The sequence below is a fragment of the Chitinophagaceae bacterium genome, assembly GCA_016713085.1.
Taxonomy (GTDB): domain Bacteria; phylum Bacteroidota; class Bacteroidia; order Chitinophagales; family Chitinophagaceae; genus Lacibacter.
On sequence record JADJPV010000001.1, the window covers coordinates 1,462,830 to 1,482,523 of the forward strand.

Genomic DNA, 19,694 nt, shown 5'->3' on the forward strand with positions numbered 1-19,694 from the left:
TTTCAATATGCAACCCATGTTCCTTTTATGATAAACAGGAAAGCCACAGGAATTTCTGTGGCTTTCTGTTGTTATAATTTTTTCAGTCAATGATCCGCAGCTTTGCATAATTCAGCATAATCTTTTTCTCACCGTTCAATTCAAATTTCACAGTAGCAATAGGGTTATGTGCACTGCCTTCCATTTTCATCACTTCACCAAAACCGAATTTCTGGTGTTCCACTTTTGTCCTTCCTGCAAATTACTGGTATCACTCGCCACAAAATCAGCAGCAGGTTTATGTTCCACTGTTTGCGGTCGTGAAGGCGGTGTTATATAAGAGGGTGTTGAACTTTGTTTCTTTGGTGGAGCACCATATTTCTTCTCCACCTGAGCAGCATCATTATAATCCGTTTTATTACCCCAGCCTTTCATACGGTCAAATGCAGAACCGCTGCCAAATCCTGTGTTCTGATTTTTCATGCCACCACCTGCAAAACTTTTTATCTACCTGTTCTTCGGGTAATTCATCTAAGAAACGGCTTGGCTCATTTTGTACAATTTGTCCAAACTTGTAACGGGTATTAGCATAAGTGATCCAGAGTTTTGTTTTTGCCCTTGTGATCACCACATAAAACAAACGTCGCTCTTCTTCCAGTTCTTCCCTTGTGTTAATGCTCATGGCATTGGGGAATAACATTTCTTCCAGCCCCGCAGCAAACACACAGCCAAACTCCAATCCTTTTGCCGCATGAATGGTCATCAGTTTTACACTGTCCGAATCGGGATCTTTATTATCTGCGTCTGTTAACAATGTGATCTGTTGTAAATAAGAACCAAGTGTAACAGCCCCTAAAGCCTCCTCTGAATTTCCTCCGCCAGTGGGTGGAGAGTATGCATTTATATTTGAGTCGTTGAAAAGCTGGCTTTGTGAGCTAGCAGTTCCCCCTTCAGGGGGCGGAGGGGGTATCACCACTCCATCATCATCAATCTGGTTCCTGTTCTGCGTATCATCCACCCATTCTTTAATGGAGTTTAATAATTCCTGGATGTTTTCATAACGCTGTAAACCTTCTGTACTCTTATCGTTGAATAATTCTTTTACAATATTCGTCTGCTTGCCCACATGCACCGCCACTTCATAGGCATTGTGTTTCTGCAGCATGCTGGCAAAACTTTTAATCATGATTACAAAACCATCAATCGCTTCCAGAGTGCCTGCACGAAAACCAAACTGTGCAGCTCTTGTGAGCACTTCCCACATGCTGATATTATTTTCATTCGCAAACAACACTGCTTTATCAACGGTTGTTTTACCAATACCTCTTGCAGGAAAGTTGATGATCCGTTTTAAAGCTTCCTCATCTCTTAGGTTCACGATCAACCGCATGTATGCAATAAAATCTTTGATCTCTTTGCGTTGATAGAAACTGATACCGCCATAAATTATATAGGCAATATTCATGCGGCGCAGACTTTCTTCAAATGCACGGCTCTGTGCATTGGTGCGGTACAGAATGGCAAAATCTTTATTACGGTAATGATTGCGGAGCTTCTGTTCCTGGATGGTATCAGCAACAAACTTTCCTTCCTCATTATCTGTCATTGTTCTGATCAGCTTGATCTTTTCTCCTTCTCCATTTTCTGTGAACAGGATTTTCTCAATCTGTTTTTTATTATTACTGATTACCTCGTTGGCAACTTTCAGAATGTTTTGCGTACTTCGGTAGTTCTGTTCCAGCTTCACCACTTTCACATCATCATAATCTTTCTGAAACTGTAAAATATTTTCAATGGTTGCACCACGAAAACTGTAGATACTTTGTGCATCATCACCCACCACACAAACATTTTCATGCATGGCACCAAGCAACTTGATGATTTCGTACTGGGCAGGATTGGTATCCTGGTACTCATCAATCATGATGTATTTAAACTTGCGCTGGTACTTGCCTAAACTTTCGGGGAAATTTTTCAGCAACTCATAAAACTTAATCAGCAGATCATCAAAATCCATGGCCCCGTTTTTAAAACAACGCTTGGCATATGAATCAAAGATCTGTGCAATGGCCGGGCGGTTGGCCCGCATATCTTCCTGCTGAATATGATAATCCGTTGCATACTCTGCCGGACCCACCAATGCATTTTTTGCAGAAGAGATCCGGTTGTAAACAGTAGATGGTTTGTAATGTTTATCATCCAGGTTCATTTCGTTGATCACCGTTTTCACCACACTCTTTGCATCATCCGTATCATAAATCGTAAAGTTGGAAGGATAGCCCATCTTGGTTGCTTCACTCCGTAAGATGCGTGCAAACACGCTGTGAAATGTTCCGATATATAAATTTCTTGCTTCGTGGTTGCCCAGGATATGCTCCACACGTTCCTTCATTTCTTTGGCCGCCTTATTGGTAAAGGTCAGTGCCAGAATATTAAATGCATCAACTCCATGCGCCATTAAATGCGCAATTCTTGTTGTGAGCACTTTTGTTTTTCCACTGCCTGCACCCGCCACAATCATCAGCGGTCCGTCAATATGCTTCACTGCTTCCTGCTGCCGCTCATTCAATCCTTTTAAATAATCAATCATAAATTGTAAATGTCTTCCTGTTGTCAGGTTGAGCCTGTCGAATCCCTGTTGAAGGGAAAACAAAGCTGAGCCAAAAGAAGAGAAGCCTGCAATTTACAGCAAGCTAACTGGATAAACTTTTGTGTGAGAAACTATTGTATGGAAAAGAAGTTAAGCACCTCTCTGTGCACCACCTACATGCTTGCCTGCACTGCTGGATGTTTTGGTATTGGCCTTACCGCCACCCTTTGGACCAATAAACGCTGACTTATTAGCGGGTAATGTGCTTTTCGTTTTATCTTTTTTATTCTTGCCTGTATTGAACAATGACATAACTGAGGATTTATTGTTTCTGTTTATACTGATTGCTTCTGCAATCAATTCAAAGTTAACTCTTTTCCCTTTGCCTTCACTCCTTGCCTCCCGCCTTTACCTCTTTGCCTTATTACTTTTGTTTTCCTCCTTTAACTCTTTTCCCTCCTTTGAACTCTTAGCGTCGCCTTCCCCTTTCAAACTCTCAGCCCGGCTTCTTCTTTGTATCTTCGCCCTCACATGATCAAAGTTGGAGATTATAACAGGCTGCAGGTACAACGTTTTAACCAAACGGGTGCTTTCTTAAACGATGGCAAAGAAGGCTTATTGTTACCCAAGCGTTTTGTTCCTGAAGATGCAAAAGTGGGTGATGAGCTGGATGTATTGTGTATCATGATTCAGAAGGAAGATTGATTGCCACCACACTTCATCCTAATGCAGTGGTTGGCGATATAGCACTGATGCGGGTTGTATCAACTACGCCGCAGGGCGCTTTTTTAGACTGGGGTTTGATGAAAGATTTATTTGTGCCCAAAAGCAAACAGATCAGCCCCATGCGTTTGGCCGGTGATTATTTAGTGAAACTCTTTATTGATGAGCAAACCGGCAGAGTTGCAGCAACAGAATATATTGAACAGGGATTAAGCAATGAAGAACTCACCGTAAAAGAACTGGAACTGGTGGAACTGCTGGTATTCCGTGAAACGGAATTGGGATATGCTGTTATCATCAATAACAAACACCTCGGACTTTTATACTTTAATGAAGTATTTCAGAATATTACCATTGGCGATAAACTGGAAGGATTTATCAAAACCATCCGCCCCGATAATAAAATAGATGTTGCCCTTGGTAAACCCGGTTATCAGAAAGTAGAAGATGAAGCAGATAAGATCCTGCGTCTACTCAAGCAAAAAAGCGGTTACCTGCCTTACCATGATAAATCAGCACCGGAAGAAATCTATGAAGTATTTGGTATGAGTAAGAAAACCTTCAAGATGACGGTGGGAAAACTCTACAAGGAAAAAAGATTGAACTGACGAAGACAGGAATGAAGTTGCTGGAAAGTTGAACCAAACAGCCGGTTTATTCGTATTTATAATAATGCATCGCTTTATTTCCATCATACTTGTTTTTCAGCTCCTGTTTGCATGCAACCAAAAGAAGGGTATGAAGCGCCAAGACCATATGTACCACCTGTAATTCCTCCTGTTCTTACCAGTCCGGCAAAAACATATCTTGCTTTAGGCGATTCCTATACAATCGGGCAGGGTGTTCCCGAAGCCGCCCGTTTTCCCAATCAAACTGCCGCCTGGTTAAAACTCAGTGGCATCAATCTTACGGTAACAAATATTATTGCCACCACCGGTTGGACTACCAACAGCCTTCAAAGCGCACTCAATGTTCAAAACCCGGTAAACCATGATGTGGTGAGTTTGCTCATTGGGGTAAACGATCAGTATCAAACACATGATACAACCGGATACCGTCAGCGTTTTACGCTGCTATTAGAAAGAGCCATTCAGCTTGCAAGAGGTAAAAAGAAAATGTATTTGTGCTTTCTATCCCCGATTACAGCGTAACTCCTTTTGCTGCCGGTTATGATACAGCACGCATCCGTTTGGAAATTGACTGGTTCAACGCTATCAATAAAGTAACCGCATCTTACAATTGTGCTTACTTAGATATTACTCCTTCTACCCGTGAAGCACGATATAACCCTTCACTGATTGCAACGGATGGGCTGCATCCTTCCGGTTCTGAATATAAAAAATGGGCGGATCGTTTAGGTCTGTTGATGTTACCCGTTTTGAAATAAAGAAGCTGTTTTGTTTTTAATGTAAAGCAGGATCTCTTCGCCGTTGCAGATTGCTGAACAAGATATAAAAGGGCTTAATGAACCTGCAAAACTTTAATGACAGCCCGTTGTACTTAATAAATGAATCAGTTGAAATTAAAGCAAAATTTTTTATATTTTTAAGAGTGCTGGTTTGCCGGAGTACTTTCAAATAACATGTAGCATTTGCAATCAGGTATCTTAAAAATAAAATACATGATATCGAAATACAGGAGAATTCATGAATTGGAATATCATATTGTCCGCATTCTGGCAATGTGTAATATTTGGTGGATTGGTTGCAAAATCTAGAAATCCGTTCACATCTTTTAAAGTCATCGTCAGGCTTATCAGAAGAATCAGCAATATGCTTGATATCAAAAACCTTGTTCGTGCTTATAAAATTGATGGCAGGTATGTATGGGATATGTTTCATCCATCCTGGCCATCTGCAGGTTTTAACAGGTTTTATAAAAGCCATTTACTCGAATTACAACCTGTTACCGGTAATGAGCAAACGATCAGGAGGCTGCTCATTGCCATCACCAAAAGATGTCCCCTGCAATGCGAACATTGCAGTGAAGCCGCAACACTGTATAACAGGGATGCCCTTACTTTCGATGAGTTTATTGAAAAAATTGAACCCTTTGTTCAAAAAGGTGTGGGCCAGTTAATCTACTCCGGTGGAGAACCATTAAGCCGCTTTGAAGATCTGTTGAAATTTCTGGCACATTTTAAAGAAAGATGCAACCAGTGGGTGTATACATCAGCGTATGGATTAACTTTTGAAAAAGCACAGCAGCTGAAAAAAGCCGGATTAGATGGTGCTGCCATCAGCCTTGATCATCATCTTGAAGAAGGACACAATACCTTCAGGGGTAATAAAAACTCCTATTACTGGGTTTTAGAGGGAATCAAAAACCTGCACGCTACAGGTATATTTGTTGCAATCAACGTATGTCCGTCCAGGCATTACATTGATTCGGGGGGTATACCAAAACTTATTGACTTAGCTAAAAAACTGGAAGTGCCGGTTGTAAATATTTTAGAACCGAGAGCGGTAGGCAATTACCAGGATAAAGATGTTGAACTGCATCAATCACACAAAGACTACCTGCAGAATTTAAGCAACAAATACAATTTTAACCGTGAATACTTTGCTTATCCAACCTTTTTGTTTCCGGCAGGTACAAGAAAAAAAATGCCATGTGGCGGGGGGAAATTTTATGCACTCTTAGATTATGACGGCACTTTATTTCCCTGCCCTTTCTGCAAAGTAAAAATAACTGCTCATCAAACTGAGGTTGCTTTATGTAAAGCAGAATAAATTCTGCTCTGTTCAAATTCATTTTTTTAATCATGGGCAGTGAATCAAAATCACTCTTTAATTCTTTGCTGTTCTGTTGATGATATCAAAATAAAGATCACGTGAAAATCTTGACAACTGCCCCGGGTTCTTAAATTTCTTTAATTCTTTCAGATGGGTCTTCCCGGTAAACTCATCTTTTGAAATGTAATACCCTTTACTGTGAAGTATCAATGTTCGTTTTAATTCAGGATTTGTATGTAATGACTTAAAAGGTTACTTTAGTTGAAGACTCTTTGCCCATGTGTTCCATATATAGATCATCATCAAAACTTAACGCCTGAGTAAAGTCCTGCCCGTCACTTCCTGTTGCAGATTGCGGTTTTAGCTTCTGTATCTCAATTTTCTGGTTTGGAGAAAAATCAACAGCAGCATAATCCAGCTCCCAAAACATAAATCCTGACCGAAGTCTGATTTCCAGGTTTTTTGAAGAAGGTGGAATTTTTTACCAGGACAACAATGGAATTAAAATTCGCTTCGCCCATCAAATCAACCTCTCCTGCACTTTGCCAGCCTTTATCGGTTTTAACTTCAACCTGCGGTAAAAATACCCTGCTCTCTCATCCATAATTCCCGCTTTTCTTTTGTCTGATCTTTATTCTTCTCTACCCACTTTGAATAATTTTTACCAAAAAGCGTAATAAATTCATGATACACATGGGCTGACCACGGGGAATTTCTCAGTCGTAAAATTAATTTCCCGTGTAAGGTTTGTCTTCGGGGTCTTAAACGTTAACAGCGCTTCACTCAGTTCTGATTTGTTATCAGCATTAAATTTATAAGAAATTTTGTCTGATAACGAAACGTCTTTCAGTATACTGTTTGAATTATTATCTGCCGCTTGCACAGGAAGTTGAGGAGCCTGTATGGTATGTAAACTACCCTGCTTATCAGCTACAATTTCAACATTTTCTGTATGTACTGCAACCATCAATTCAAGCATATTGGTGTATTGATTTTCGTTTAACTCGTTTACAATACTTAAAGCGAAACTGGAAGAATCTTTAAAGTAGTCCGGCAATTGTTTGTAATCAAACCGTTCCAGCTGAGGCGCTTTTGCGCCTGTGTACATCGAATTATTCATCTGTAATCCTGACCCGTTATCAACATACACATGAGGACAGTTACAGGCTATTAATAAAAAAAACGCCACCTCCCACAGCTGCTATTCCCGCCGCAATTCCTAAATTAATCAGAATATTTACATCGGCCTGCTCAGATACATCAACTTTCTCAATATCGCTTAAAACAAATTTCATAGTGGTACTGTCGGGTATTTCTGCTTTTTTTCAGAAAAAATGAACTTGTTTGGTAGCGATTTTACTGACCCGCTTCTTTTCTCTTCTTGCAATGCTATCTTCATCCTGCATAATTTTATTGTAATAGTACATGGCTGTAGCATCCAAAGGGCGGATATTACCTGTTATGACATTCGTTTCTTTATTCAATGTAACATCGTATATTTCTTTCAATGTACTTCCAGAATGTACCACCAGTATATTCCTTTTATCCAGTTCTTTCCATTGATCAGGTTTATCTGATTTGTAATATTGTCCTGTCTGTTCTTTGTGTATTTGTAATAAGCACAACCCGAAATAATTGCTGTGAGAAACAGGCCTGTTATGGCTTTCAAAAATATTTTCGTCATGGCAGGAAGGTTTGAGTCTTAGAAAGATAGAAAATAAAAATCGGGGTTTATAGTAAATCAAAAAGAAAAGCTCACCTGTTTCCTGCTATCTTTTGGGCGTATATCCATTTCCACGCCATATTCGTAACTGCATGAACCTGTAAATCTCTCCTCGCAACTCTCTTCCTCCATTCCTCTGTGTTGATTTCTTCCAACTCTTTTTCTCAAACATTTCATTCCTGAAAAAAATTACTATATCTTAATTTTTACTTACAGCGGTGACTCTTTCTTACTACACACCTCAAGATAAAGCCACCTGTTGTCCTTAGTTCCCCCTATCCCTTTATTCACATTATAAACAATTCAAACAATGAAACAGTTTGCCCTGCTTGCAGCAGTCATCCTTTTTGCCGTTGCCTGTCAAAACGCAGCCGACACAAAAGACGAAACCAAAACAACTGAAACAAAAGCCCCGGCGGCCGGTATGTTTGCCGCCAATTATTCCAACGCATTTGAAATGGGCGATATGGCGCTTGCCGATAAAGCCGTACTCCACAGCTGGAAAAACTGGGAAGCCAACAAGTTTGATGGATTAGGCGATTTCTTTGCCGACACTGTAACTGCATTATGGGCCGATGGCACCACTTTTACAGGAACAAAAGACAGCCTCATCAACGAATGGAAAAAAGTAAGAGCTAATATTACCACCGTTGTAGATTCCGTTGATGCATACATGCCTGTTTACAGTACCGATAAAAAAGAAAACTGGGTATTGATCTGGGTCGTTGATTACAGTACCGATAAAAAAGGAGTAAAGGATACAACTTCTTACCAGGAAACATGGCGCTTTAATAAAGATGGCAAGGCCGATCTTGTTTTGCAATACCAGCGTAAACGGAAAAAATAAATTGTACTGACCTTCTATTATACAACCCGGTTCTGTTAAGACCGGGTTTTTGTTTTATTTCTCTGTGTTTCTCTGTTCCTCCATTTCTCTGTGTTGAAAAACTAAAAATTCTTCCTCCATTCTTCCATCAGTAACTCAGCCGTTAAATTTTCTGCCGCCAGTTGTTTCGATCCAATACAAACGCGCTGCACTTACAGCACCCAACGGCATACTTTTCTGCAAGGGTTCTTTCTTCATCCATCCAAATAAAAAGCCGGAGAAAAATGCATCCCCTGCACCATTGGCATCAAGCATAGGATAATGCAATAACGCTTTTTGTTCTATCCACTCACCGGCAGGAGTCAATAAGCTTGCACCTGCTTTACCATGTGTGCACACCACCAATTGTTTTCCATCATCAATAAACTGCTGCATGACCGTTTTATATTCGGGCAGATTATCAGAGCTGAGATGAATGTATTGCGATGCATCAATAAAACCCTGGTGATACAAATTGCTTCCGTCATAATCATGCAGATCAGTCCACACAGGCTTGCCGGATGAAACAACCATTGGAATCAATCCACGGCAGTAAGAAATAATATTCAGCACAAGCACATCAGCGGCATCAATTGCTTTTTGAATAGGCACTTTGTTATACGCAATGGTTTCTGATGATTGTGTTACAAACATTGAAATCCGTCTTCCTTCTGCATCCATGATATTGATATGCCTTTCTGTTCCTGCAGGATCGTAATCATAAAAGCATCCACACCTGCCCTTCTTAAATCGTTTGAATGTATACCGTAACTGTCATTGCCCAGCACACTGTATAACTGAAGCGGTACAGCAAGTCTGTGCAGGTTCAATGCCTTACCCGAGCCCGTTGAACCCGTGCCTTCATGAAAAGCTGCCTGGTGAATAGTTTGCGGAATGGGTTGAGGAAGTTGTGGCAGGTAAACAATATGATCGAAAGTGGTGCCGCCAATAATGAAGAGTTGTTGCATAACAATTTCTTGAAGAATATGAAATTAAGAAAAGAAGAATGATCATTCTCTCCAACGTCATTTCCCTGCCCGTCCGGTCAGGCGGAGAACATTTGGGGTCACGAAGTGACGGATCCAAATGTGAGAAATCTTATCCTTAGTATTCCCTTAATAACAATGAGATTTCTCAGTCGTGGTGCCGAAGCTATCGCTTCCCCACTTCTTCGAAATGACGCTGATAAGGATAATTATACTTTACCAGCTGTCTTCAAAAACTTCGGCGCTGTTCGTTTCTTCGTTGCCTGTTCAAAGGCATAAGCAAGAGCAAACAATTCACCCTCTTTATATGCACCCGCAATAAACGATAACCCCGCAGGCAGTTCATGCACCGCACCCATAGGAACAGTAATATGCGGATAACCCGCCATGGCAGCAGGCGGACAAAAATAAAATCCAGTATCATAATCACCATTAATCAAATCAATACAACAGGCAAGTCCAATACTTGTACCTGCAATCGCATCTAATTGTTCTTTCTGCATCAGTTCATCAATGATCTTCCTCGCCGATGTTGTTTTCTTTATAGCTTCTATGTACTCCTTACTGTCTAACCCCGCTTTTGCATTGCAGAGTTCCAGCTGTTCCTGTTTAAAATATGGCATGGCCGTCGCTTCATTCGCTTTGTTGAATGCAATCACATCCGCCAGTGATTTGATGTTGGTGTTGGAAGTTGACAGATATTTATTCACCCCGTCTTTAAATTCATACTGTAACACTGCCAGTTCCCCCGAACCTGCTTCTCTTGTCAGTTTCAACAGTTCCACTTCAACAATCACAGCGCCCTTGCTCTTCAATACTTCAATGGCCGACTTGTATAAACCAACCATTCCTTCATGTCCTGTCAGAAAATCTTTTTCTATGCCGATACGTTTTCCGTTCAATGCATCCGCATTTAAAAACTTTGTATAATCGGTTTGAATATGTTCTTTGCTTTCATTCGTTACTGCATCCTCCGCATCAACACCCGTCATCGCTCCCAACAGAATCGCTGCATCTTTCACCGTTCTCGCCATGGGACCTGCCGTATCCTGTGTGGCTGAAATAGGAATGATGCCGCTGCGGCTTACCAAACCAACCGTTGGTTTCATGCCGACAATACCACAGAACGAAGAAGGTGCAATCACCGAACCATCGGTTTCTGTACCAATAGCAACGGCACAAAAGTTAGCGGCCACTGCTGCACCCGAACCCGAACTTGATCCGCAGGGATTACGATCGAGCATCACCGGATTTTTTGTTTGTCCGCCACGGCTGCTCCATCCGCTGGTTGATCGGGTGGAACGGAAATTGGCCCATTCACTCAGGTTGGTTTTTCCCAACAGCACTGCACCGCTTGCCCGCAGTTGTTTAATGACGAATGCATCTTTCGCTGCAATATTTCCTTTCAGTGCAAGTGCCCCTGCCGTGGTCATCATTTTATCGCCGGTATTGATATTGTCTTTGATCAGTACAGGAATGCCGTGCATGGGTCCACGCAGTTTTCCTGTCTTGCGTTCTTTGTCCATTTCATCAGCAATGGAAAGGGCATCAGGGTTGAGTTCAATCACGGAGTTGATGGCCGCTCCGTTTTTATCCATCGCCTCGATGCGTTTTAAATACAGTTCGGTGAGCGACCTCGCTGTGTATTCGCCGCTCTGCATTTTCTGCTGCAGTTCATCAATGCTGAGTTCATTCAATGCAAAATCATCGGGCAGGTAGGTGGTGGTAGCTGCTGATTTTCTTTATCGGTACCTGTATTGCAGGAAGCAATGGACACTGTGCCAATGGCGAGACCGGCAACAGAACCTGATTTCAAAAATTTCTTCTGTTCATGATGATGGCGTTGAGGAGGTGAATTATTGTGCTGTTTCAAATCTATTGAATGATGATGGGTTTGGGAAACAGGTGAATGAACAATTGTAGTTGTGCCTTTGTTGATCGCTGACCAACAAAGATTTTATTTTGCTGCAACTCTATTCTTTTTTTTATGTGCTGGCGCATGCGCCAGTTTTTTCTTTGTCACTTTTTGCTTGTCCAAAAAGTAACCAAAAAGGACCCCAGCAATCAATGTACGGCCTGATTGCTGGATAACGCCCTGATGTTGCTTTGCTGCTACTGTGGTTAAGAACAACATTACTTACATCAACATCCTAAGTTCAAAGAGGTTGATTGATTGGGAAGAGTTTGGTTGATGTTCGTTGCTACGAAGGATGATGATTCTCGTTTACGTCATTGCGAGGAACGAAGCAATCTATATTACTACGAAGGGAAAAGATATTTCCTGAAACAGTGCAGATTGCTTCTCCGCCAGCAGGCGGATCGCAATGACGTCTTAATGTGCTGCAGGATGCTAAACTGACATTACGACTTACACATAACTCTCCAGCGCTTTAAGTACGCTTTATCCATGCTCTATCTATGCTCTATCCCCGGGGTGTGTCTAGTCCTAAAATAGCTATACAGGTGAGTGAATAAATCCTGGATTAGCTATACACCCGGAACGGGTAATCCTAAAATAGCCACACAGGTGAGATAATAAATCCTGATTTGACTATACAGCCTTTTTTGGTAGTCCTAAAAGAGCTATACAGGACTGTAAGTTGACATCGGTTATAAGGCTGTTTACATAATTAGCCGGTTATTTCATTGACAGCTCATTAACTATGTCTATTTATGTTGCTGAAGTTAAGAGTCGCATAAATACCCCTCCCATATCGTATAAAATGGATTGCAAGTGCAAGAAAACTATGCAAGGTTTGCATGGGTAGGTAAACATGGTTGCAGCAATTACAGGAAAGAAGCAGCTTTACAATTGCATAACACTCCTGTTTTCCATAGGAATATTTCCGATATCACATGTGATTCATCAGAAGGGCTTACACAGAACTGCTATTTTGTAAAAGAGAACTTGAACTACGCCAACCTGTTGTAACGTATGAAACAGAAAGCACTGGAACCAATTGAAGAGCTGCTGCAGAAATCCCGGCGGAGATTTCAGTGTACAACATCTTACCCTGCTAACGGGGATGAACAAAAACCAACTGATGAAACTGTTTAAAACAGTTTACGGTGTAACTATACATCAATATATTTTACAGCAGCGAATTGAAATGGCGAGACAATTACTGATTGATACTGATGAACCCATTAAGGCCATTGCCGTGAATACAGGTTTTAGTAATGAAAAATATTTTATTACAATGTTTAAAAAAAAGTTTTTAATTACTCCGGGTGTTTACCGCAGACAAAACAAAGTATGAATTACCGGTTGTGCTTTTTCTGAACCTTTTTGTGCTTTTTTGAAGCCTCTTTCATTTGCAATTGAAAAAATGAGTTCGGAACTTTATGATGCCTAAGGATAGCTCACGCAAAAAATGCGGAGTTATACCATGACCAATCAATTTTTTCTGCAAACTATTTATCTGCCGGTGTTTCTGCGAAGAGGTTTACTGTGAACGTTTCATTTGAATCAGGGGTGAAAACTGTTGGGTTATCCTTATGGCGCAACGGGGAGCAGACTGATGCACCGCCTTAACAGACGGGGTATTCAGTTCTGCTCTTTTTTCTTCAACGATTTTTTAACGCATTACGTGATACCTGCAAAGGCCGTGCACAGCTGATGCAGAAGGCGAAGCCGAAAACCTAAAAAGAGTAGGCAACATTTTTCAACAAAAAAAAGTGAAATTATGAGAAGGTATTTCTTAGGATTAGCTGCATTTCTGTTTATCGGGATTGCCAGTGCTTTTGCTTTGAAGGAAGCAAAACAGCCATCAACAACGCTGTATTATTTTTATGAAGTGGTAAACGGGCAGGTTGATACAGGTGAGCCGTTAAATGATGAGCCCATGTCTATTGCCGATCTTTCTGCGGTGAACCCGGTAAGCTGTCCTTCGGGTAATAATGCAGACTGTATCCGTGCATGGGAAGATGGACATACACCCAGTACATCAGGAGCCGGAGATTTTACCATCCGAAAACTTTAATTTTTAACCCGAAAAGAGAATAGCCATTGCTATTCTCTTTTTTGAGCACCAGTACCGTTATTAACTCTTTGCTGCTGATTATTTTCAGGTTATACTTTTCCAGGTCTTCATTGAGCTTACTTATACTGAAGGGTTCTATTGATATACCACGGAGACAAATATCTATATCAGTGGAAATGCCTGATCTGTCAATAAAAGGTTTTTGCAGATTTGTTTCAATCATTCCTTTCAGCGTTTCAGAAAATTTGCTGAATGGAGAATTGATTATGCAGCGAAGAGAATCGCCTGTATATTTCTTTCCCACTAACTGATTGAGCGGTTTTTTTTGTTTTGATACTGTTAAACGGGGTGTACCTGTTCTGATTAACACAAATGATTCCAATTTTCTTTTTCAACGGCTGCCTCTATATCAAAATATCTTGCCAGATCCTGCTGCATGATCTTATAACGCAGTTGCTGTTTTGCTGCCGGAAGTTTCAACTCGTAGGTGTACCGATACAGTTTTTTCCAGTTGTCGATATCCTCTTCCTTTGAAGGGTATATCAACGGAAAAGGATCTTCTGTTTCGAGAATAATCTGACCGGGAGTTGAAAAATTGTACCTGTTGTATTCACTGTATGCCTGACGGAATAAATCAGCAACAGAAGTGCAGGGGTTCAGCAAATGAATCATTTCTTCCTTCACAATTGTTCCTTCGGATAAACCGGAATTTGTATTTTCCTTACAGGGTGTAATGGATGAAGCATATAATAAATTCTGCGGGTTAAGCCAGGTTTCACTGAGGTTTTTCATTGCAGGTTTTGCGCCAGACAGCAATGACTGCACATGTGCCTTTGTGATATTGTATGATTCTGTTATATACTGTACAATGCCTGCTGAATCGATCCATGCGCTGTAAGGTGTTCTGCTATCTGAAAAAGAAACCAGAGTTTATCCGCAGCTGTTATCATTGGCAGTGCAGGCGGTTTCAGCTGTTTGTGTTTTTAAAGAATGCGATTGTAGAATCTTTTGACTCCCTGTTCACCAATACGATCTGCACCCTGTTGCCGAAGAGTTTCTGTATTGAATCGAGTTTTGGAAACGCTTTGATGCAGGAAATACAGGTTGTGTTCCAGAAATCAAGTATGAGCAGTTTGTTTCTGAAATCAGATAAACTTACTGTATCCCTGTATTGAAGTGTGCTGCCTATTTTGAACTCAGGACATTGTTCCCCTGTTTTTATCTGCTGGCATTGAACATTGCCAACTGACAAAACGCAAGCAGCAGTTATAAAAAAATTATCAGCTGTTTGTTCATATCAGTAACCGGGAGTTTGTATGAGGAATGGGTTTGTGTCTAACTCATATTGCAGTACCGGATAAAAAATATCTGTTGACTGCCAGCCGGGAGATTTGAGCGGAAGCAATACTGTACCGGCAGCAGAAGTACGTTTTAAATCGAGCCAGCGATGACCCCACTCAAACATGAGTTCAATTCTTCTTTCCTGCATTACTGCAGCAAGCAATGAAGACTGTGTATTGTATACGGTGTTTGCAAGACCTGCCCTGTTGCGAATACTATTGATATCCGTAACTGCATTTGCAAGATCGTTCTGCTGTACCCTTGCTTCTGCTCTTATAAAATACATTTCGGCCAAACGAATGATTACATAGTATTCACTGTAAGGAGGTGCAGCAGTACGTACTTTATATTTAAAGGGATAGGTATAAGGCAGACCGGCTACGGTATTTGTTTTGAGCCAGCCTGTTTTCCGCAGATCGCCTGTTTCAAATGCATTCAGTAACCAGGCAGTTATTGCCAATGCAGGTTTTGCCGTTGCAGATGAAGGAATCAATGTATTGCCTTCGGCTGTATTGATGGTGCTGCTTACAGGAGAGATCTGCCAGATGGGTTCGGGAGATGCAGCCAGAAATGTATTGCTTAATGAAGGATTGAGCGTATAAAGATTACTGCTGATAACTTCTGATGCATACTGTTCTGCGAGTGGCCAGTTTTGCAAGTATAAATAAGTTCTTGCCAAAAGTGCTGATGCAGTGAATTTATTTGGTCTTGTTTTACTACCCGCTGGATACGTAACCGGAAGCAGATCCCTTGCTTCTTTTAAATCGGAAAGAATGAGATCATAAATCTTACCGGAAGCAGAACGTGGTAAAGACTGATTCAGTGTAAAGTCTGTTGTTTGAATCAATGGCAGATCGCCAAAGAGATTAACCAGATAAAAATAATTGAGTGCCCTTGTAACCAGCATTTCGCCCCTCAACTGTTTCTTTAATGAATCTGTTACAGATACCGAAGCCTGCAGCCCTTCGAGTACTGCATTGATGTGATAGATGTTGCGAAAGCCGAATGTCCATAACCTTGTTAAGCCGAGGCTTGAAGCGAACTGTATTTCATTGGAACGAAATGCATCATAATCTGTACTGGATGATGTGTTGTATAATTCATCGGCAGACAAGGCAGGATATACTGTTGCTCCTCCATTTGTCAGTGATACAGAGGTTTGCATCATCTGGCTGTATAAACCTACAACCGCTGCAATGGCTGCCTGGTTGTTTTCAAACAAAGCAGAAGTTTCGAGCTGGGTTTGAGGAGAAGGAATGCTGACAAATTTTTTACAGGCTGTAAGGTATACAGACAATAAGAGCATGATGCAGCGTATATAATTTTTTGTGTGCATAAAAATAATTTAGAAGGTTAACTGAATACCGAAGACCAGTGTTTTCAACGGCGGTAACTGTGTGAAGTTTTTTGTTTCAGGATCGGCCCCTTTATATTTTGTAAACGTGCAGATGTTCTGTGCCTGCATATACAACCGAAGCGTTTCAATTTTCTTTTTGGCAAGAACAGCAACCGGAATGTTATACGATAGCGACAGATTTTTAAAGCGGATGAATGATGCATCAGAAAAAATACCATCGGATGCAAGCAATTTTGAAGAGGCTGCATATACAGGGCTTGCGGCTGTTGCGCCGAAACGCTGAACCAATGTTTGATCACCGATTTTCTGCCAGCGATCTATAACCAATGAGGGCTGATTGATGAGGAAGCCTGCCGGATAGAGATACTGGAAGGCGAGATAGTTCGGGCCCTTCTGTTTGGTGTAATCAAAAAAGATATCGAGCACCCATGAACCATAGTGCAGTGAACTTGCTATGCCTCCGTAATAAGCAGGATCCAAATTGCCCAATAACTGCAAATCGCCCGGTGTAGAAATGGTGCCATCTTTGTTATAATCTTCATAGCTGTATAAACCAGTTGCGGGATCGATGCCTGTAAATTTTATTTTCTGAATTGCCGAAAGCGATTTTCCCACTGTATAATAACCACTGTAACTGGAAGACTGCAAACCGGGGAATGAAAGGAGTTTGTTAGAAGGTATTGTACTATTGACTGAAATTTTCCAATCCCATTTTTTTGTTGCTATCAGGATTGTGTTCAAAACAATTTCCCAGCCTGTATTTTCAACTACCGCCGGAAGATTTTTTACCACAGAAGAAAATCCTGTTTGATTCGGCAGACGGTAACTGATTAACTGGTTACTGCTTCTATGCCTGTAGTATGCTGTATTGAAGGTTATCCTGTTATTGAGGAAGCCCAATTCGATTGCCAGTTCTGCTTTTTATTTTTTTCCCATTCGAGAAAAGGATTGAAGAGGCTGGATGGACGAAGACCCGGAATACTCTGGTAAGGGTTGGTTGTGGATGACCATAAATTGAGAAACCTGTAATCGCCGATCTGATCATTTCCTGTAATACCATAACTGGCCCTGAGCTTACCAAAGCTGAGAAAGCTTATGTTGTTTTTTACAAAGGATTCTTCTGAAAAAATCCATGCAAGGCCTGCTGCTGCAAAATTTGCAAAACGGTTGCCGGGACCAAAGCGGCTTGAGCCATCCCGACGGGCACTGAGGTTTACAATATATTTTCGCTGCAGGTTGTAATTGATTCTTGCAAATACTGCATTGTACCTGTAGGTTTCCCTGTTATTGGAAGCAGTGATTGCTGCTGCTGCATTCATGGAATAGAGCAAGAGGTCGGTTGTGTAACCGGAGGCCTGTATGGATGTGCTGCTGTAATTCCTGTTCTGGAATGTGGCGCCAAGAAGTATTTGCCATTTGCTTTTACCCATTGTTTTATTGTATTCTAACTGCGGTTCCAGTATCCAGTTATTTCTTGCTGCCGCTGCAAACTGTGAAAATGCGAGGGTGCTGTTTTCGGGGTGCAATGGATGTTTTGGGGACGATATTTGTTTCATCTGTTGTAAGCCTGTTGTAACCGGAACTGAGCCGGAACTTTAGTTCTTTTGTAAGGGTTACCGAGAACTGAAGATTGGCAGAGAGATTGGTTGTTTGTGCTTCGTACTGCTGCAATAATTCGGCGAAGGGATTTGAAAAGCCCAGTGATGAATAAGTTACTCCGGCATCCTGCCATGTAAGTGAACCGTCGGCTTCTTTTAGTTTTATATTGGGTGGAAGCGTGAGGTATTTTGTTAAGTCGGTACGCAGGAGATTGTTTTTATCTGCTGCATAGATGGCTGAGAACTGTATGTCCCATTTTGCGGAAGCAGGTTTGTGTGAGAGGTTGAGATGAGCGGACCCTCTTTTATAAGGCAGGTTGCCCGGAAATACATTTGTTTGCTGATTGTAAGCCATGCTGATGAGTATTTGTGTATTTACAGTACCGGCAGATAAAGAAGCCTGCCAATCCTGCGTGTGTGCTGTATTACCAATCAGTAATTTTTTCAGGTTACTGTAACGGGAGGTATCCCATAACACAAGATCAGGAGCATTGACTGCGTTTGGTATAAGTCCATCATTTGCCAATGCTTCTTTGCGCATGAGCAGGTATTGAGGGTATTTAAAATCCATTGAACGTGCCACCCTGCTGAACCCGTTATAGATATTTACAGAGAATTTTGCTTTGCCTGCTTTTGCTTTTTTTGGTTGTAATGAGGATGACCCGTTGGCTCCCCTGCTTCCGTATATAGCTGTTGCATCTGCATCTTTGAGTACTTCCATGCTTTCAATGTCGTTGGATTGATGCTGTTTAAGGGGCTAATGCCACCGGGTGCAGTACCTGCCACTGTATACGGATTGTTTGCTGCTGAACTTAGCAAATTGGAAGGGAGGTTTCCTGATTCAAATGGAACACCGTCGATAATCATGAGCGGATCGTTGCGGGAGAGGGAAAGATCAAGGGAGGACTGACCCCTTAACTGAATACTGATGGCCGAACCGGTGACCCCGCTGTTTTGTGTTACAAGAAGCCCCGGCACCCCTGCCATGCAGGGCGGCCAGGGGTTTGACACAGGCTGGGAGCTTAGTTCGGCCGTTGTTATTTTAGAGATGCTGCCTGTGTTGTATCTTCTTGTTGTGGTTCCATAGGCCATGATGATGGTTTCATCTAATAAGGTGTACCTGCGTTTAAGTGTGATGCTGATGAGACCCCGTTCATTGTTTGGTTCTGTAATGGTTTGTAGCCGATGGCTGGAAACGGTGATGGAATCTTTGGCGGATGTGCCCGGGATGGCGAAGCGACCGGCTGCATCGGCGATGGTTGAACGGTTTGAGACTTTGAGCAAGATGGTGGCACCCTGAACCGGAGCACCTTCTTCATTGATAACAGTGCCCTTGATTGTGATTGACTGGCACATGCTGAGGAAGGGGCATAGCAGGGCCAGGAGCCAAATGGTTGGTTTCATTTTGATTTGTTTTTAAACGCCTCCCCCCTGAGCTGCGTTCGTTCACTTTCGTGAACCTCCAAAGGAGGAAGAGGATGATTATCCTCAATTGAAGGGATGCGTTTTTTAAGAATGTATGTTGCCGGGAAGTTTGTAAGATCCGCTTACGCTATCCAACTACGCCAAGGCTTCGTTGGACAAGGGCTTCAGCGGACAAGCGGGAAGTTTTTTTACACAGGATTTTTGGGCTTACAGGCAAACTTGGTTTGGAGTAAGTAAATGGCTTTGTGGGTGTGTTGAACTTTCATGTGCTATTGTTTAATGGCCGCTTGAAAGTCCCTGTAAGTGAGAAAAGTGCCTTGTAAAAAAGGCGTGGAACTCAACTTACCGCCTTGAGGCCCTCGGGAGCCCGGACACGAATAAGAGAGCCC

At 41.7% G+C, this 19,694-nt stretch carries 20 protein-coding genes and 5 pseudogenes; 6 read left to right on the forward strand and 19 right to left on the reverse strand.

Annotation, left to right across the window (positions count from 1 at the left end):
• Window positions 1–82: 82 nt before the first annotated feature.
• From IPK31_07030 to IPK31_07040, 3 genes and pseudogenes are all read right to left on the reverse strand, one after another.
• Window positions 83–742: pseudogene (locus tag IPK31_07030) on the reverse strand (ATP-binding domain-containing protein).
• Between the two features lie 240 nt (window positions 743–982).
• A pseudogene (locus IPK31_07035) lies at window positions 983–2,569 on the reverse strand (UvrD-helicase domain-containing protein).
• 150 nt (window positions 2,570–2,719) lie between these two features.
• Window positions 2,720–2,881: a hypothetical protein gene (locus IPK31_07040; GenBank protein MBK8087704.1), complete on the reverse strand. Its 162-nt coding sequence runs from the start codon at window positions 2,879–2,881 to the stop codon at window positions 2,720–2,722.
• Between the two features lie 219 nt (window positions 2,882–3,100).
• Here IPK31_07040 and IPK31_07045 point away from each other — a divergent pair.
• The 3 genes and pseudogenes from IPK31_07045 (at window position 3,101) to IPK31_07055 (ending at window position 6,024) form a co-directional block, all read left to right on the forward strand.
• A pseudogene (locus IPK31_07045) lies at window positions 3,101–3,900 on the forward strand (RNA-binding protein).
• A 111-nt stretch (window positions 3,901–4,011) separates the two neighbouring features.
• Window positions 4,012–4,679 (forward strand): annotated as a pseudogene (locus tag IPK31_07050) (SGNH/GDSL hydrolase family protein).
• 385 nt (window positions 4,680–5,064) lie between these two features.
• Window positions 5,065–6,024: a radical SAM protein gene (locus tag IPK31_07055; protein ID MBK8087705.1), complete on the forward strand. Its 960-nt coding sequence runs from the start codon at window positions 5,065–5,067 to the stop codon at window positions 6,022–6,024.
• Between the two features lie 247 nt (window positions 6,025–6,271).
• Here IPK31_07055 and IPK31_07060 read toward each other — a convergent pair whose 3' ends face one another.
• The 4 genes from IPK31_07060 to IPK31_07075 all read right to left on the reverse strand — a co-directional run bounded on the left by IPK31_07060 (window position 6,272) and on the right by IPK31_07075 (window position 7,711).
• The gene (locus IPK31_07060; protein ID MBK8087706.1) at window positions 6,272–6,457 is read right to left on the reverse strand and encodes a hypothetical protein; all 186 of its coding nucleotides are present in this window, start codon (window positions 6,455–6,457) and stop codon (window positions 6,272–6,274) included.
• 252 nt (window positions 6,458–6,709) lie between these two features.
• Window positions 6,710–7,216, reverse strand: coding sequence for a hypothetical protein (locus tag IPK31_07065; GenBank protein ID MBK8087707.1), 507 nt, complete (start codon window positions 7,214–7,216; stop codon window positions 6,710–6,712).
• A gap of 136 nt (window positions 7,217–7,352) precedes the next feature.
• Complete coding sequence (locus tag IPK31_07070; GenBank protein ID MBK8087708.1) at window positions 7,353–7,556, reverse strand: hypothetical protein; 204 nt, start codon at window positions 7,554–7,556, stop codon at window positions 7,353–7,355.
• Window positions 7,532–7,711 carry a hypothetical protein gene (locus IPK31_07075; GenBank protein ID MBK8087709.1) on the reverse strand — a complete coding sequence of 60 codons (180 nt, stop codon included), beginning with the start codon at window positions 7,709–7,711 and terminating at the stop codon, window positions 7,532–7,534. Before IPK31_07075 ends, IPK31_07070 begins: the two co-directional genes overlap by 25 nt.
• 349 nt (window positions 7,712–8,060) lie before the next feature.
• On the opposite strand from IPK31_07075, the gene IPK31_07080 reads away from it, so the two are divergent.
• The gene (locus IPK31_07080) at window positions 8,061–8,597 is read left to right on the forward strand and encodes a hypothetical protein (GenBank protein ID MBK8087710.1); all 537 of its coding nucleotides are present in this window, start codon (window positions 8,061–8,063) and stop codon (window positions 8,595–8,597) included.
• A gap of 135 nt (window positions 8,598–8,732) precedes the next feature.
• Here the strand turns inward: IPK31_07080 and IPK31_07085 are convergent, their stop codons facing one another.
• The 4 genes and pseudogenes from IPK31_07085 to IPK31_07100 form a co-directional block, all read right to left on the reverse strand.
• Window positions 8,733–9,269 carry a hypothetical protein gene (locus tag IPK31_07085; GenBank protein ID MBK8087711.1) on the reverse strand — a complete coding sequence of 179 codons (537 nt, stop codon included), beginning with the start codon at window positions 9,267–9,269 and terminating at the stop codon, window positions 8,733–8,735.
• Window positions 9,260–9,583: a hypothetical protein gene (locus IPK31_07090; protein ID MBK8087712.1), complete on the reverse strand. Its 324-nt coding sequence runs from the start codon at window positions 9,581–9,583 to the stop codon at window positions 9,260–9,262. The genes IPK31_07085 and IPK31_07090 overlap by 10 nt, the downstream gene beginning before the upstream one ends.
• Before the next feature lie 227 nt (window positions 9,584–9,810).
• Window positions 9,811–11,474: pseudogene (locus IPK31_07095) on the reverse strand (amidase).
• A gap of 84 nt (window positions 11,475–11,558) precedes the next feature.
• Window positions 11,559–11,735 carry a hypothetical protein gene (locus IPK31_07100; GenBank protein MBK8087713.1) on the reverse strand — a complete coding sequence of 59 codons (177 nt, stop codon included), beginning with the start codon at window positions 11,733–11,735 and terminating at the stop codon, window positions 11,559–11,561.
• A gap of 910 nt (window positions 11,736–12,645) precedes the next feature.
• Between IPK31_07100 and IPK31_07105 the strand changes: the two genes are divergently transcribed.
• The gene (locus tag IPK31_07105) at window positions 12,646–12,861 is read left to right on the forward strand and encodes a helix-turn-helix transcriptional regulator (protein MBK8087714.1); all 216 of its coding nucleotides are present in this window, start codon (window positions 12,646–12,648) and stop codon (window positions 12,859–12,861) included.
• 426 nt (window positions 12,862–13,287) lie between these two features.
• Window positions 13,288–13,584, forward strand: coding sequence for a hypothetical protein (locus tag IPK31_07110; protein MBK8087715.1), 297 nt, complete (start codon window positions 13,288–13,290; stop codon window positions 13,582–13,584).
• Here IPK31_07110 and IPK31_07115 read toward each other — a convergent pair.
• From IPK31_07115 to IPK31_07150, 8 genes are all read right to left on the reverse strand, one after another.
• Entirely contained in the window at window positions 13,565–13,966 is a 402-nt protein-coding gene (locus tag IPK31_07115) for a hypothetical protein (GenBank protein MBK8087716.1), read from the reverse strand. The two genes, IPK31_07110 and IPK31_07115, sit on opposite strands and share 20 nt — an antisense overlap.
• Window positions 13,948–14,376, reverse strand: coding sequence for a hypothetical protein (locus IPK31_07120; protein MBK8087717.1), 429 nt, complete (start codon window positions 14,374–14,376; stop codon window positions 13,948–13,950). The genes IPK31_07115 and IPK31_07120 overlap by 19 nt, the downstream gene beginning before the upstream one ends.
• Before the next feature lie 175 nt (window positions 14,377–14,551).
• Window positions 14,552–14,836 carry a redoxin domain-containing protein gene (locus tag IPK31_07125; GenBank protein MBK8087718.1) on the reverse strand — a complete coding sequence of 95 codons (285 nt, stop codon included), beginning with the start codon at window positions 14,834–14,836 and terminating at the stop codon, window positions 14,552–14,554.
• Window positions 14,837–14,881: 45 nt separating this feature from the next.
• Window positions 14,882–16,261: a RagB/SusD family nutrient uptake outer membrane protein gene (locus IPK31_07130; protein MBK8087719.1), complete on the reverse strand. Its 1,380-nt coding sequence runs from the start codon at window positions 16,259–16,261 to the stop codon at window positions 14,882–14,884.
• Window positions 16,262–16,270: 9 nt separating this feature from the next.
• Window positions 16,271–17,182 (reverse strand): hypothetical protein, encoded by a 912-nt coding sequence (locus IPK31_07135; protein MBK8087720.1) that lies wholly within the window; start codon window positions 17,180–17,182, stop codon window positions 16,271–16,273.
• Window positions 17,158–17,808: a TonB-dependent receptor gene (locus IPK31_07140; protein ID MBK8087721.1), complete on the reverse strand. Its 651-nt coding sequence runs from the start codon at window positions 17,806–17,808 to the stop codon at window positions 17,158–17,160. The genes IPK31_07135 and IPK31_07140 overlap by 25 nt, the downstream gene beginning before the upstream one ends.
• Window positions 17,750–18,601: a hypothetical protein gene (locus IPK31_07145; protein ID MBK8087722.1), complete on the reverse strand. Its 852-nt coding sequence runs from the start codon at window positions 18,599–18,601 to the stop codon at window positions 17,750–17,752. The genes IPK31_07140 and IPK31_07145 overlap by 59 nt, the downstream gene beginning before the upstream one ends.
• Window positions 18,487–19,284: a carboxypeptidase-like regulatory domain-containing protein gene (locus IPK31_07150; GenBank protein ID MBK8087723.1), complete on the reverse strand. Its 798-nt coding sequence runs from the start codon at window positions 19,282–19,284 to the stop codon at window positions 18,487–18,489. The genes IPK31_07145 and IPK31_07150 overlap by 115 nt, the downstream gene beginning before the upstream one ends.
• Window positions 19,285–19,694: the final 410 nt, after the last annotated feature.